Raw genomic sequence first — 14171 nt, forward strand, 5'->3', positions numbered from 1 at the left:
TTCTTAAAAAATTATTACTAGAATATTCTGTGATTAATATTTTTTTAAAACTTTGGAAGTTTTTTATCTTTTTAATAGATATAAACAATAATTTAAAAAATTAAATTATTATTTAATAGTAATATAATTTACATATAAAAGTTTTTTATGTTTTTTATAAATATAGTGAGTTTAAAATATGAACAATAAGAAACTTAATAAAGTTGTTTTAGCATACTCAGGTGGTTTAGATACTTCAGCAATTATTCCATGGTTAAAAGAAAATTATAATGTTGAAGTAGTTGCTTTTGTAGCCGATATAGGACAATCTCAAAAAGATTTAAACGGAATTGAAGAAAAAGCACTAAAATCTGGAGCATCTAGTTGTCATGTTGTGGATTTAAAAGAAGAATTTATAGAAAAATATGTATATCCTATTTTAAAAACAGGTGCTTTATATGAAGGCAACTATTTATTAGGAACTGCATTAGCAAGACCTATTATTGCTCAAAAACAGGTAGAATTGGCATTAAATATTAGAGCAGATACATTATGTCATGGTGCTACTGGTAAAGGTAATGATCAAGTTCGATTCGAAATGGCTTATGCAGCATTAGCTCCACAATTAAACGTGATAGCTCCCTGGAGAGAGTGGAATTTAAACTCTAGAGAATCTTTATTAAAATATTTATCTAAAAGAAACATTTCAATAACAGCAACATTAGAAAAAATTTACAGTAAAGATGAAAATATTTGGCATATTTCAACAGAGGGAGGTATTCTTGAAGACCCTTGGAATCAATCTAATGCAGATTGTTGGGATTGGACAGTTGATCCTGAAAATGCTCCAGAAAAACCAGAATATATTTCATTAACAATAAAAGAAGGTTCTATAGTATCTGTTAATAATCAAAAATTAAATCCATTAAAATGTGTAGAAAAATTAAATAATTTCGGTTCTCAACATGGTATTGGTAGAATTGATATTATTGAAAATAGATTAATTGGAATTAAATCTAGAGGATGTTATGAAACACCTGGAGGCACTATTATTAATACAGCTATTAGAGCAATCGAACAATTAGTTTTAGATCGTGAAAGTTTTCAATGGAGAGAAAAAATAGGATTAGAAATGTCTTCAGTTGTTTATGATGGACGTTGGTTTTCTCAAGTAAGAAAATCTTTGCAAGCCGCTGCAGATTCATTATCATCTGAAATAAATGGAGAAGTAATTTTAAAATTATACAAAGGAAGTGTAATTGCTGTTCAAAAAAAATCTCCTAATTCATTATATTCTCAAGAATATGCAACCTTTGGAGAAGATGAAGTTTATAAACAATCAGATGCAGATGGTTTTATTCGTCTGTTTTCTCTTTCTTCAAGAATACGTGCGCGAAATCAATTAAAATAATTTTTTAAAAAATTAAGAATTTTAACATAGCGAATATAATATTATTTTATATTTTATTTTACAGAGAAAATATATGGCTCTTTGGGGTGGACGTTTTGTTCATGAATCTCATGAATTATTTAAAGAATTTAACGCATCTCTTCCTTTTGATTGTATTTTATTAGAAGAAGATATAATCGCTTCAATTGCATGGTCTAAAACTTTAATGAAAAGCGATATTCTTACGAAAGATGAACAAATCAAAATAGAGTCCGCGCTTCTTGTTTTATTAGAAGAAAGTAAAGATAATATTAAAAATATTCTTTTAAGTAATTGTGAAGATATTCATAGTTGGGTAGAGAAAAAACTAATTGATAAAATTGGCATATTAGGGAAAAAGTTACATACTGGTCGTAGCCGTAATGATCAAATTACTACTGATTTAAAATTATGGTGTAGAAAAAAAATTTATATTTTATTAGAAAATATTAATAATTTACAAAAACATTTTATTTTAAGTGCTGAATCTTATCATAATATTATTATGCCAGGATATACACATTTGCAAAGGGCTCAACCTATTACTTTTTCTTATTGGTGTTTAGCTTATGTAGAAATGTTGAAACGAGATGCTAGTCGTTTAAAAGACCTTTTAAAAAGATTGAATATTAGTCCTTTAGGTTCTGGTGCTTTATCTGGAACGGCTTGGAAAATTGATAGAGAAGATCTTGCTTTATCTATGGGATTTGATTCTGCTACTAATAATGCTTTAGATAGTGTTTCTGATAGAGATTATATTGTAGAATTATTATCATCTGCATCAATTAGTATGATGCACTTATCTCGATTTTCTGAAGATTTAATTTTTTTTAATTCTGGAGAAGCTAATTTTATTGAACTTTCTGATTCAATTACATCAGGATCTTCTTTAATGCCTCAAAAAAAAAATCCAGATGCATTAGAACTTATTCGTGCTAAATGTGGTCGTGTTCATGGTTCTTTAATCTCTATTTTAATTGTATTAAAGTCTCTTCCCTTATCGTATAACAAGGATATGCAAGAAGATAAAGAAGGTTTATTTGATTCAATAAAAACATGGAATGATTGTCTGTGTATAGCAATTTTAGTTTTAAAAAGCATAAAAATCAAACATGAATCATGTCGTAAAGCTGCGGAAGAAGGGTATTCTAATGCAACAGAAATTGCAGATTATTTAGTAAAAAAAGGCATGACTTTTCGTGAAGCACATAATATATCTGGACAATTAGTACTTCGAGCAATTAGTGAAAAAAAATCTCTTAATAATTTAGAGTTATCTACATTTAAAATTTATAGTAATTTAATTGATGATGATATATATAAAAATATTACTTTAGAATCTTGTCTTGAAAAGAGATTATCTAAAGGCGGTGTAGCACCGTTTCAAGTATATGAAGAAATTATAAAAGCTAAAAAAAGATTAAAAATGTTTTCTTAAAAAATGTTTTTTTATTAACTAGCATTTAAAAAAACTTAAATGCTACGTTAATAATATCCTAAATTATAAAATTGTTTAGTGAGATGGTAGGAAATATAATTAATGCAAAATATAATGTTTTTCATAAATGCAAATACTATGCTTGTCAGCATATGGTTTTTTTTCCTTATTTTAGTAGTATTTTTTACATTAAAAAGTTTTTTTTTAAAAGCTGAAATTATTAATACTATTAAAGCAATAAAGTTAATTAATCAAGATAATGCTATTATTATTGATACTCGTTCTTTAGATTTATTTCAAAAAGGTCATATTATTAATTCTATTAATATACCATTAGATAGTATTTTTCTAGGAAGTATTAAAGAGCTTGAAGAATATAAATTACTTCCTATTATTCTTATAATAGATCAAACACAAAAATATAATAAGTGTGCACAAGAATTTTTAAAACATGGATTTAATCGTATTTATATTTTAAAGAATGGTATATATTATTGGAATATAGAAAATTTACCTCTTTCTGTAACAGATAAAAAATCTTGAAAATTTTTTATAGGTAAGATTTAATTATATTTTATAATTAATTTAATTTTTATTAAAAAATAAAACAATTAATAGTATTAAATACTTTTAATATATATAAGATTATTAATCTTTTATGGACATGTTATGTCAAAAGAACAAACTAAACAAAAATCTTTTATTATTCAACGTATTTATATAAAAGACGCTTCTTTTGAAGCACCTAATACCCCTAATATTTTTCATGCAGATTGGCATCCTAATGTAAAATTTAATTTAAACACTATTTCAAAAAAAGTAGAAGAAAATATTTTTGAAATTGTTTTACAAGTAAGAGTTATTGTAAAAATTAAAGAAGATATAGTATTTTTGTGTGATGTAGATCAAGCAGGAATTTTTTTTATTTCAAATTTAAACGAAAAAAATTTAAAACATTGTTTATATTCATATTGTCCAAATATTTTATTTCCTTATGCTCGAACATGTATATCTAGTTTAATATCTTATGGCAGTTTCCCTCAAATGAATCTTGCACCTATTAATTTCGATGCTATTTATCATAATTATATGGAATTAAAAAAAAATAGTTAAAATTGTGATCATAAATTATTATAACACTATAAATTTTTTATTAAGGAGAAAATTATGTGTTTGTTAGAAATATCAACAATATGGCATAAAATAATTTATGAAGTTTCTATTTTATTAAAAAAAGAACCAATTTTATCAGATTTTTATAAAAACAGTATATTACAACATAAAAATTTCAGCAGTTCATTAAGCTATATACTTGCAAACAAATTATCTACATCTGTTGTTTCTGAAAGAAACATAAAAAACATATTTAATAAAATATATTCAAATAATTCTTTTATCTTAAAGTGTGTAATAGAAGATATTAAAGCTATACTAGATCGAGATCCAGCAGTACAAGATTTTTTAACACCTTTATTATATTTAAAAGGTTTTCATGCACTAGAAGCTTATAGATTAAGTCACTATCTTTGGGGAACTCAACAAACTTCATTATCTAGATACTTACAAAGTAGGATATCTTCTGAATTTTCAGTTGATATTCATCCTGCAGCTCGCATTGGTTCTGGTATAATGTTAGATCATGCAACTGGAATTGTTGTCGGAGAAGGTGTGGTTATAGAAGATAATGTCTCTATTTTTCATTCTGTTACTTTAGGAGGGACAGGTAAAAACTTTAGCAAAAATAGACATCCTACTATTCGAAAAGGAGTGATTATAGGTGCTGGAGCTAAGATTTTAGGTGATATTGAAGTAGGTATTGGAGCAAAAATAGGTGCAGGTGCAATAGTATTGAAAAACGTTCCAGAATATGTTACAGTAGTTGGAATACCAGCAAAAATTGTTAATCAATTAGATAAAAATAAACATTCTTCTAAAAAATTTCAAGAAATTCATCATATATAAATAAATTATAAATAAATTATAAATAATATTTATAAACAATTTATTTATCATTCATAAAAAATAAAAACTTCTGTTTTTAAAAAAAAAGTATATTAAGAATAAATATATTACTACAAGCACAGAAGTTTTATTTTATATTTAGTGTTATAATTTTAATCATCTAAAAAACTACGCAAGACTTCTGATCTACTTGGATGACGTAATTTTCTGAGTGCTTTTGCTTCTATTTGACGAATTCTTTCACGAGTTACATCAAATTGTTTTCCAACTTCTTCTAAAGTATGATCAGTATTCATATCTATTCCAAAACGCATACGTAACACTTTGGCTTCACGAGCTGTTAGACCAGATAAGACATCATGAGTTGCTGATCTAAGACTTTCTGATGTAGCAGAATCTAGTGGTAGCTCTAAACTCGTATCTTCTATAAAATCTCCTAAATGTGAATCATCATCATCTCCAATGGGTGTCTCCATTGATATTGGTTCTTTAGCTATTTTTAATACTTTTCTGATTTTATCTTCAGGAATTAACATTTTCTCAGATAGTTCTTCTGGAGTAGGTTCTCGACCTATCTCTTGTAACATTTGTCTGGAAATACGGTTTAATTTATTAATTGTTTCAATCATATGTACTGGAATTCGAATAGTACGTGCTTGATCAGCAATAGAACGCGTAATTGCTTGTCGAATCCACCAAGTAGCATAAGTAGAAAATTTATAACCCCGACGATATTCAAATTTATCAACAGCCTTCATTAGACCAATATTCCCTTCTTGAATTAAATCTAAAAATTGTAATCCTCTATTTGTATATTTTTTTGCTATAGAAATAACTAATCTTAAATTTGCTTCTACCATTTCTTTTTTAGCTCTTTTAGCTTTTGCTTCACCAATAGACATTCTTTTATTAATATCTTTAACTTCTTTAATTGTTAAACCTGTTTCTTTTTCTATTTCAATTAATTTTTCAATACTTATTAGAATATCTTTTTGAATTTTTTTTAAATTTTTAGACCATGGTTGATTTTTATTTTGTTCTTTTATTAACCAATTATTGTTAATTTTCTCTTTTAAAAAAATTTTGATGAAATCTTCTTTTGGCATTTTGCATTTTTCTACACATAATTTCATAATAATTCTTTCTTGAATTCTTATTCGTTCCATCATATAACGCATATTTTTTACTAAATAATTAAATTGTTTAGGAACTAATCGAAATTGTTTAAAAACTTCTGAAAGATTATAAATTTCTAATAGCGAGTCTTTGTGTGTTCTATTTTTATTTTTAATTGTATTATGAGTATTGTAATATTGTGTTCTTAATTCAGAAAATTTTTCATTTGCTAATTCTGGATCAATACTGTGATAGTCTTCATCAGAATTTTGATCATGTTCTTCATCAGAATTTTGATCGTCATCCAAGAGTTCAGAACCTATATGCATTGCTGTAGGAGAAAAAATTTCTTCTGCATTTGGATCTACAAAACCTGTTATTATATCAGATAATCGTATTTGACCAGTTTTAATACGATCATATTGTTCAAGAAGATAAGTAATAGCTTCAGGATATTCTGAGACTGAGCATTGAACTTGATTAATTCCTTCTTCAATACGTTTAGCTATATCAATTTCTCCTTCTCGTGTTAACAATTCAACACTACCCATTTCTCTCATATACATACGAACAGGATCAGTAGTTCGTCCTAATTCTGATTCTACACTAGATAATACTTGTGTAGCTGCTTCAACTGTATCTTCATCTGTATCTGTGTTTATTTCATTTAATATTAAGTCATCAGCGTCAGGTGCTTCTTCCAGAACTGGAATTCCCATATCATTAATCATCTGAATGATATCATCAATTTGCTCAGAATCAATAATGTCTTCTGGTAAATGATCATTAACTTCAGAATAGGTTAAATATCCTTGTTCCTTTCCATGTGTAACAAGTAGCTTGAGTTGCGATTGTGGGTTTTGATCCATAAGACGTATCCAGGTTTTGTTAATATTATGAATATTAATTGACTATTTTTTTTAATAATAAATAAAAAAATTATTTTAAATTTTTTTAAACATAATGTTTTAAAACATTTAAATATAGTTAATAATTATTTATTTTTTTGATAAAGTTTTATTAATAAACCAAATCTCTTTTTTTTCATATATTGTTAATCCTTTAATTCTTTCTTCTGAAAGTAAAAAATCACGTCTTTCTTCGAGAATTGTATTGTGAATATTCATTAATAAATCTAAAAACATATTTTGAATTTCTTTTGGAATTATCATATGATCCCATTTAGCTAAAATTCTTAAAATATTAATTATTTTAGTTTCTCTATAAAATTCTAATAATTGTCCTGTATTGATATTGGGATTATCAAGACATGTTTTTAATATTTTTAAAAAAATAGAAAATCCTTTTACTTTTAAATTTTTTAATTGCAGTGTTGTCGGTACTATTTGTGCTAAATTAGGATTTTGTACAAGCAATCCTATCAAGATTCGCATAGGTGTTCGTTTTATTTTAAACCATGATTTATCAGTTTTTTTAATTTCTTTTTCATATAAAAATTTATCAAATTGATTATCATCTAAAATACCTATTTTTCTAGCTAATATTTGACGCAAATAAATTCGTATCGTATCGCTAGATATCGTGTTAATTAAAGGTAAAGCATGTACACTTAAATAAAATTTATCGTCTGTTGACGATAAATTAATATTTTTTAATATATGTTGAAAAAAAAATTTTGACATAGAAATAGCATTATTAATACGTATTTGAAATTTTTCTCTACCTTCTTTTCTAATTATAGTATCAGGATCTTCATTTTTAGGTAATAAGATAAATTTTAATGTTTTTTTATCAGATATATATGGCAATGCTTTTTTTAAAGTTCTCCAAGCTGCATTTCTTCCTGCATTGTCACCATCATAGCAGTATATAACTGTATCAGTATTTTTAAATAAAATTTGTATATGTTCACTAGTTGTTGAAGTACCTAATGAAGAGACAACATAATCAATATTATATTGTGTTAGTGTTATAACATCAATATATCCTTCAACAACTAATAAATATATTGGTTTAGAATGTTTTTTTCTAACTTGATAGAGTCCATAAATTTCTTTTCCTTTGTGAAAAATTTTTGTTTCAGGTGAATTAAGATATTTTGGTGAAATATTATTTAATGCACGTCCTCCAAAACCTATAATTCTTCCATGATGATCCTGTATAGGAAATATTATTCGACCTTGAAATCGATCATATTTACGTCCTTTTTTGCTAATAGAAATTATATTATTTTTTAATAATTCATTTTCAAATTCTTTACTTACATTCAGTTTTTTTTGAAAAACATTCCATTCTAAACTAGCAAATCCGATTAAAAAAAACTCGATCATTTTTTTATTAACACCTCTTTTAGCTAAATATTGATAAGCTAAATTAGTGTTATTAATATTTTTTTGATATAATTTACATATTTTTTCCATTAACAAATATAATTTTTTTTCTTTAATATAAATATTATTTTGTAATATATTTTGAAATGGTATTGTAATACCATGAATAATAGCAAGTTCTTTAATACTTTCTAAAAAATTTAAATTTTCATATTGTATTAAAAAGTCAATTACATTTCCATGTGTATTGCAGCCGAAGCAATAATAAAATTGTTTTTCGTAACTGACAGTGAACGATGGAGTTTTATCGTCATGAAATGGACAGTTTGTTTGATAGTTTTGACCTTTTTTTTTTAATGTTAATCGCGTGCTAATTAGCTCTACAATGTTAGTTCGAGATAGTAATTCTTTAATAAAATATGAAGGTATTCTTTTAGACATATATTTTTATAATGAGTAATAAATTTATGTCCGTTCTTAAATAAGAACGGTTTTTTAATTTTTTTATATTTTGAAATATATTTAATACATACGAATACGTCTAGAATTTTCTCTTGTAAGTTTTTTTGCAAGACGTTTAATAGCTGAAGCTTTTGCTCTTTTACGTTCAGTAGTTGGTTTTTCATAAAATTCTCTTCTACGAATTTCAGCTAAAATTCCAGCTTTTTCGCAAGATCGTTTGAAACGTCTAAGTGCTACATCAAACGGTTCATTTTCACGTACTTTTATTATTGGCATTTAAAATTCACCTTAGTGTTGTACTTTTATTAAAATAAGTAAAATAAAAATTGAAAAATATTATAGGATAATAGATCCTATATCAATCGATGTAATATTGTAAAGTATCATTTTTATATTTACTATTTTCTTTAAAAAATAGATTCTTTAATTTTTATCATATTGATTTTTAGAATAGCATTGATTTTAAATTATTGTGAAACGTATTTTATTTAATGTTTCTATATTTACTTGAAAGGTTTGAAGTTATGAGAGTTTTAGGTATCGAAACTTCTTGTGATGATACAGGAGTTGCTATTTATGATAGTGAGAAAGGTGTATTAACTAATAAAATATATAATCAAAAAAAAATACATAACATTCATGGAGGTATTATTCCTGAATTAGCATCTCGAGAGCATATGAATGCTATGATTTCATTATTACAAGATATGTTCAAAAAAAAATGTTTTTTTAAAAAAATTGATCTTATTGCTTATACTGCTGGACCTGGTTTAGTTGGATCTTTGTTAGTGGGTGCTACGTTTGCGTGTTCTTTAGGATTTTCGTTAAACATTCCTGTTGTTCCAGTAAACCATATGGAAGGTCATTTATTATCACCAATGTTAGATTACAAATCAATTAAATTTCCTTTTATTGCATTATTAGTATCAGGAAAACATACACAAATTATTGGAGCTCATAAATTAGGAAAATATGAATTACTAGGAAATTGTTTAGATGATGCAGCAGGTGAAGCTTTCGATAAAACAGCAAAATTATTAGGATTAAAATATCCAGGAGGTCCAGAATTATCTAATTTGGCACGTATAGGAATGAAGAATTATTTTTATTTTCCTAGACCTATGATTCATCATTCTAGTTTAAATTTTAGTTTCTCAGGATTAAAAACTTATGCAGCTAAAATAATTGCTGATAAATCCAATCAAAGCATGCAAGCAAAAGCTAATATTGCAAGAGCTTTTGAAGATGCGGTAATTGATATTTTATTAATAAAAACTAAAAAAGCATTAAAAACAAAAAACTGGAAACGTTTAGTCATAGCTGGAGGTGTTAGTTCAAATTATCTTTTACGGAAAAGAGCTGAAGAAATGATTAAAAAATATTTTTATGGTCAAGTTTTTTTTTCTAATTTAGATTATTGCACCGATAATGCTGCAATGATTGCATATCTTGGTTTATTGCGTCATAAAGAAGTTAAGTATCCACAATTAGAAATTTTAGTTAAGCCTAAATGGTCCATAGATGATTTATAATATGTAAATATTTTTTATTTATATAAAAATATTTTTATATATTCTGAATATAAAAAATAAGGTCTTGTATAGTCAATATTTGTATTTTTTTATTTTTAGAAAACTCTATTATTTCAGGTGTTCGAGCCATAGTTCCATCTTTATTCATTAATTCACAAATTACTCCAGATGGTTTAAAACCAGCAAGAGAAATAATTTCAATAGCTGCTTCAGTGTGTCCAGCTCTTGATAAAATTCCACCTGTATCTGCTCTCAAAGGAAAAACATGTCCTGGTCTGTTTAAATCACTTGGTTTAGCATTATCAGCAATTGCCGTTTTTATCGTAGTCAGTCTATCTTTAGCAGATACACCAGTAGAAACACCTTTAGAAGCTTCTATTGTTACTGTAAATCCTGTTCGGTACATGCTGGTATTATTTTTAACCATCATAGGTAAATTAAGTTGTTTCCTTTTAGATTCAGTAATACAGAGACATACAATACCGCTACCATATCGAATAGTTAAAGCCATTTGTTCTATTGTCATAGTTTCTGATGAAAAAACAAGATCTCCCTCATTTTCACGTTTTTCATCATCTAATATGATAATGCCTTGACCAGACTGTAAAGCATGTATTGCTTTTTGAATTCTTTCTTGAGGCGTTCCAAATTCAGAAAGTAGTATTCGGTTCATTAAAAAACCTTAATAAAATGAAAAAATTAAAAATAAATTAGATGAAAAAGTTTTAAATTAATAAAAATATTTTTTTATTGATAATTTAATGCAGAATTTAATTCATGAATAGTTAATGTTTCAGTACCTATTTTTTTTATAACTACACTAGCTCCAACATTTGCATAAAAACATGATTCTTCTAAAGAATATCCTTGCGCTAAAGAAGCAGCAATAATTGCAATTACTGTATCTCCTGCTCCAGTAACATCAGATGCTATTTTTGATCTTGCAGGAAAATGCATTGGTTTTTTGCAAGGTTGAAATAATGTCATTCCATTTTTAGAGCGAGTTACTAATAATGCTGATAATTTAAGTTCAAATAATAATTTGATTCCTTTTTGTAAAATATCATTTTCTGAATAACATTTTCCAACTATTTGTTCAAATTCAGATAAATTTGGTGTTAATAAACTAACACCAGAATATTTTTTAAAATCTATTCCTTTTGGATCTACTAGTATAGGTATAGACATTTTTTTTGCTAAATCAATTATTTTTTTTATACAAATTAAGGTGCCTTTAGCATAATCTGATAATACTAAAATTTTAAAATATGATAAAGCAACAAAAATTTTCTGATATAATAAATCAATTTTTTTAGAGATATATTTTTCTTGAAAATCTACTCGAATTAATTGTTTTTTTTCTGATAAAATTCTAATTTTAGTAATGGTTTTATTTTTTTTAATAGTGATTAAATCACAATAGATTCTAACATGATTCATGAGTTTTTTTAATATTAAACCTTCATGATCCATTCCAATAAATCCAATTATTTTAGAATTACCTCCAATTTCTGCAATATTTTTAGCTACATTTGCAGCTCCTCCGGGTTGTTCTTTAACTTCATTAATCGGTATAATTGGTATTAATTCTTCAGATAATACGTGATGATTTTTACTATACCAATAACAATCTAATATCAAGTCTCCAACTACTAAAACTAGTGCGTTTTTAAAATTGATTGTTTTTTTTTTCATAATGTTATCTCTTATAAATATAAATTTTTTCATTGATATTAAATATTTAATAGATTTTTATAAAAATAAATATAAATTATTATTAACGTTTTAATAAATGATATAATTTTTTTATATATTATCTATACGATTATTACAAGATTTAATTATTAAAAACAATAAATAATCTATTTGAAGATTTTTTATTATAGAATAAAATTGCATTTTTAGTACGAGAAATTATTATGAAAATATATTTAGTAGGAGGAGCAGTTCGTGATTCTTTATTAAACCTACCTGTTAAAGATAAAGATTGGGTTGTAGTCGGTGGTTCAAAAGAAATATTATTAGCAAAAAATTTTCAACAAGTAGGAAAAGATTTTCCAGTTTTTTTACATCCAGAAACACATGAAGAGTATGCATTAGCAAGAAAAGAAAGAAAATCTGGAGTAGGATATACTGGTTTTGAAACTGATTATAGCTCTAATGTTACTTTAGAAGAAGATTTAATAAGACGCGATTTAACAATTAATGCAATTGCTCAAGATGAGCATGGTAATTATATTGATCCTTTTCAAGGTAAAAAAGATATTAAATATGGTTTAATACGTCATATTTCAGAATCTTTTACAGAAGATCCATTACGTGTTTTACGTACAGCAAGATTTGCCGCTGCTTTAGTGCATTTAGGCTTTACAATAGCAAAAGAAACGATGGATCTAATGTGTGTTTTAGTAAAAAAAAAAGAATTATTGCATTTAACATCGCATAGAATATGGAATGAAACTCAAAAAGCTTTTAAAACTTCAAATCCTCACGTATATTTTCAGGTTTTATATAGCTGTAAAGCATTAAAATTATTTTTTCCAAAAATTCATATATTATATGAACAACAAATATTTTTTAATTTTTATTATTTTAAAAAATTATTTAATAAATATTTTATAATCATGGGATTAGCTGAAATTTCAGTTTTTAGTAAAGATATTGATATACGTTTTTCTTACCTCTGTCAATTTTTATGTATTAATCGAATAAATTCGTATTCTTCAAAAACATTTTTTGATAAATATTCTGCTTCTATTGTTAATAATTTATGTCAACGTTTTAATATTCCATCATATATTAGAGATATAGCTTCTTTAAATGTAGGATTTTGTTTTTTTTTAAGTACAATTCATAATCAATCATCTGAAAACATTATAAAATTTTTTTTAAAAATCGATGCTTGGAGAAGACCAGAGCGTGTTAAAAAAATTGCATTTTTAAATAATTTTAATTTTTTAAATTTAGATAAATCTCTTTGTTGTTTAAAAAAATATTTTTCTGTTGTACAAAATATTTCAATTAAATTAATTTTAAATAAAAGTTTAAAAGGTCATGAAATAAGAAATGAATTAATGAAATTAAGAGTTAAAACACTTCAGTTATGGCGTTTGAAAAATATTACACTCTCTTTTGATATGTAAAATTGTTTTAACTTAATTAGTCAAATAAATTAATGCAGATAGTATAAAACGATATATTCCAAAAAATATTAGTGACGTTTTATTAATAAGTTTTAATAATTTTTTAATGAATAATGAGGCAATTACAAAAGAAATAATAAATCCAAACAAAAATACTGGCATATCCAATATTTTAATTTTATTAATATTATTTATTAAATCAAAAAGAGACGCTCCTATTAATAGAGGAATAGATATTATAAAAGAAAATTCTATCGCAGTTGATCTTTTAATTCCTAATAATATTGCAGTTCCTATTGTAGCGCCTGATCTTGAAAAACCAGGATATAAAGAAAAAATTTGAAAAAATCCAATGATAATACATTGTAAAAAAGAAATATTTACAATATTATTTACTTTGTGTTTTTTTGGTTTAAAAATTTCACATATTAATAAAAAAAAACCGCCTAATATTAATGAATACATAACATTGTATATTTTAAATAATGTTTTTATTTCTTTATAATATAAAAAACCTATAAGTATTGTAGGTACAATAGAAATAAGAATGTGAATATTTTTTGTATTTATATTTAAAAAATTATTTTTATATATTATAATTTCAGAAATTTTTTTACGAAAAAAATATAATATTGCTAAACTAGAACCTAATTGAACAAATATTTCTAATGTATTTTCGTGATTACTTTCGACTTTTAACCAATGAGAAACAAGAATCATATGTCCTGTAGAAGATATAGGAAGAAATTCTGTTACTCCTTCTATTATTCCAAGAATAATAGATAAAGTTAATTTGTGTAAATAAATCATTATTTTTCC

13 protein-coding genes are annotated in these 14171 nt (G+C 25.1%); 7 read left to right on the forward strand and 6 right to left on the reverse strand.

Annotation, left to right across the window (positions count from 1 at the left end; translation table 11 throughout):
- Window positions 1–178: 178 nt before the first annotated feature.
- The 5 genes from D9V59_RS00230 to cysE all read left to right on the forward strand — a co-directional run bounded on the left by D9V59_RS00230 (window position 179) and on the right by cysE (window position 4808).
- A complete protein-coding gene (locus tag D9V59_RS00230; protein ID WP_158363950.1) occupies window positions 179–1390 on the forward strand; it encodes an argininosuccinate synthase in 1212 nt (403 codons plus the stop codon).
- 73 nt (window positions 1391–1463) lie between these two features.
- Window positions 1464–2846 (forward strand): argininosuccinate lyase, encoded by a 1383-nt coding sequence (gene argH / locus D9V59_RS00235; protein ID WP_158363952.1) that lies wholly within the window; start codon window positions 1464–1466, stop codon window positions 2844–2846.
- Window positions 2847–2948: 102 nt separating this feature from the next.
- Window positions 2949–3389 carry a rhodanese-like domain-containing protein gene (locus tag D9V59_RS00240; RefSeq protein WP_158363954.1) on the forward strand — a complete coding sequence of 147 codons (441 nt, stop codon included), beginning with the start codon at window positions 2949–2951 and terminating at the stop codon, window positions 3387–3389.
- A 126-nt stretch (window positions 3390–3515) separates the two neighbouring features.
- On the forward strand, window positions 3516–3959 hold the full coding sequence (gene secB / locus D9V59_RS00245) for a protein-export chaperone SecB (protein ID WP_158363955.1): 444 nt from the start codon (window positions 3516–3518) through the stop codon (window positions 3957–3959).
- A gap of 54 nt (window positions 3960–4013) precedes the next feature.
- Window positions 4014–4808, forward strand: a complete 795-nt coding sequence (gene cysE / locus D9V59_RS00250; RefSeq protein WP_158363957.1) for a serine O-acetyltransferase — start codon at window positions 4014–4016, stop codon at window positions 4806–4808.
- Window positions 4809–4960: 152 nt separating this feature from the next.
- Here cysE and rpoD read toward each other — a convergent pair whose 3' ends face one another.
- From rpoD to rpsU, 3 genes are all read right to left on the reverse strand, one after another.
- Window positions 4961–6793, reverse strand: coding sequence for an RNA polymerase sigma factor RpoD (gene rpoD / locus D9V59_RS00255; RefSeq protein WP_158363959.1), 1833 nt, complete (start codon window positions 6791–6793; stop codon window positions 4961–4963).
- Window positions 6794–6922: 129 nt separating this feature from the next.
- Window positions 6923–8656: a DNA primase gene (gene dnaG, locus D9V59_RS00260; RefSeq protein ID WP_158363961.1), complete on the reverse strand. Its 1734-nt coding sequence runs from the start codon at window positions 8654–8656 to the stop codon at window positions 6923–6925.
- Between the two features lie 81 nt (window positions 8657–8737).
- Entirely contained in the window at window positions 8738–8953 is a 216-nt protein-coding gene (rpsU, locus tag D9V59_RS00265) for a 30S ribosomal protein S21 (protein ID WP_158363963.1), read from the reverse strand.
- 248 nt (window positions 8954–9201) lie between these two features.
- On the opposite strand from rpsU, the gene tsaD reads away from it, so the two are divergent.
- The gene (tsaD, locus tag D9V59_RS00270) at window positions 9202–10209 is read left to right on the forward strand and encodes a tRNA (adenosine(37)-N6)-threonylcarbamoyltransferase complex transferase subunit TsaD (protein ID WP_158363965.1); all 1008 of its coding nucleotides are present in this window, start codon (window positions 9202–9204) and stop codon (window positions 10207–10209) included.
- 34 nt (window positions 10210–10243) lie between these two features.
- On the opposite strand, the gene ribB is transcribed toward tsaD, so the two are convergent.
- Together ribB and rfaE1 are read right to left on the reverse strand one after the other, a co-directional pair.
- Window positions 10244–10882, reverse strand: coding sequence for a 3,4-dihydroxy-2-butanone-4-phosphate synthase (gene ribB / locus D9V59_RS00275; RefSeq protein ID WP_158363967.1), 639 nt, complete (start codon window positions 10880–10882; stop codon window positions 10244–10246).
- Window positions 10883–10956: 74 nt separating this feature from the next.
- Window positions 10957–11904, reverse strand: a complete 948-nt coding sequence (rfaE1, locus tag D9V59_RS00280; RefSeq protein WP_158363969.1) for a D-glycero-beta-D-manno-heptose-7-phosphate kinase — start codon at window positions 11902–11904, stop codon at window positions 10957–10959.
- Between the two features lie 224 nt (window positions 11905–12128).
- Between rfaE1 and D9V59_RS00285 the strand changes: the two genes are divergently transcribed.
- Window positions 12129–13352: a tRNA CCA-pyrophosphorylase gene (locus D9V59_RS00285; protein ID WP_158363971.1), complete on the forward strand. Its 1224-nt coding sequence runs from the start codon at window positions 12129–12131 to the stop codon at window positions 13350–13352.
- A gap of 12 nt (window positions 13353–13364) precedes the next feature.
- Here D9V59_RS00285 and D9V59_RS00290 read toward each other — a convergent pair whose 3' ends face one another.
- On the reverse strand, window positions 13365–14162 hold the full coding sequence (locus D9V59_RS00290; protein WP_158363973.1) for an undecaprenyl-diphosphate phosphatase: 798 nt from the start codon (window positions 14160–14162) through the stop codon (window positions 13365–13367).
- Window positions 14163–14171: the final 9 nt, after the last annotated feature.

The organism is Buchnera aphidicola (Artemisaphis artemisicola), from assembly GCF_005082365.1.
GTDB classification, from domain to species: Bacteria; Pseudomonadota; Gammaproteobacteria; order Enterobacterales; family Enterobacteriaceae; genus Buchnera; species Buchnera aphidicola_AR.

Excerpts from the sequence above, each read along its gene's own strand:
- secB (WP_158363955.1), top strand. The coding sequence starts at position 3,516 with ATGTCAAAAGAACAAACTAAACAAAAATCTTTTATTATTCAACGTATT.
- D9V59_RS00230 (WP_158363950.1), top strand. The coding sequence starts at position 179 with ATGAACAATAAGAAACTTAATAAAGTTGTTTTAGCATACTCAGGTGGT.
- argH (WP_158363952.1), top strand. The coding sequence starts at position 1,464 with ATGGCTCTTTGGGGTGGACGTTTTGTTCATGAATCTCATGAATTATTT.
- rpoD (WP_158363959.1), bottom strand. The coding sequence starts at position 6,793 with ATGGATCAAAACCCACAATCGCAACTCAAGCTACTTGTTACACATGGA.
- cysE (WP_158363957.1), top strand. The coding sequence starts at position 4,014 with ATGTGTTTGTTAGAAATATCAACAATATGGCATAAAATAATTTATGAA.
- D9V59_RS00285 (WP_158363971.1), top strand. The coding sequence starts at position 12,129 with ATGAAAATATATTTAGTAGGAGGAGCAGTTCGTGATTCTTTATTAAAC.
- dnaG (WP_158363961.1), bottom strand. The coding sequence starts at position 8,656 with ATGTCTAAAAGAATACCTTCATATTTTATTAAAGAATTACTATCTCGA.
- D9V59_RS00290 (WP_158363973.1), bottom strand. The coding sequence starts at position 14,162 with ATGATTTATTTACACAAATTAACTTTATCTATTATTCTTGGAATAATA.
- rpsU (WP_158363963.1), bottom strand. The coding sequence starts at position 8,953 with ATGCCAATAATAAAAGTACGTGAAAATGAACCGTTTGATGTAGCACTT.
- tsaD (WP_158363965.1), top strand. The coding sequence starts at position 9,202 with ATGAGAGTTTTAGGTATCGAAACTTCTTGTGATGATACAGGAGTTGCT.
- ribB (WP_158363967.1), bottom strand. The coding sequence starts at position 10,882 with ATGAACCGAATACTACTTTCTGAATTTGGAACGCCTCAAGAAAGAATT.
- rfaE1 (WP_158363969.1), bottom strand. The coding sequence starts at position 11,904 with ATGAAAAAAAAAACAATCAATTTTAAAAACGCACTAGTTTTAGTAGTT.
- D9V59_RS00240 (WP_158363954.1), top strand. The coding sequence starts at position 2,949 with ATGCAAAATATAATGTTTTTCATAAATGCAAATACTATGCTTGTCAGC.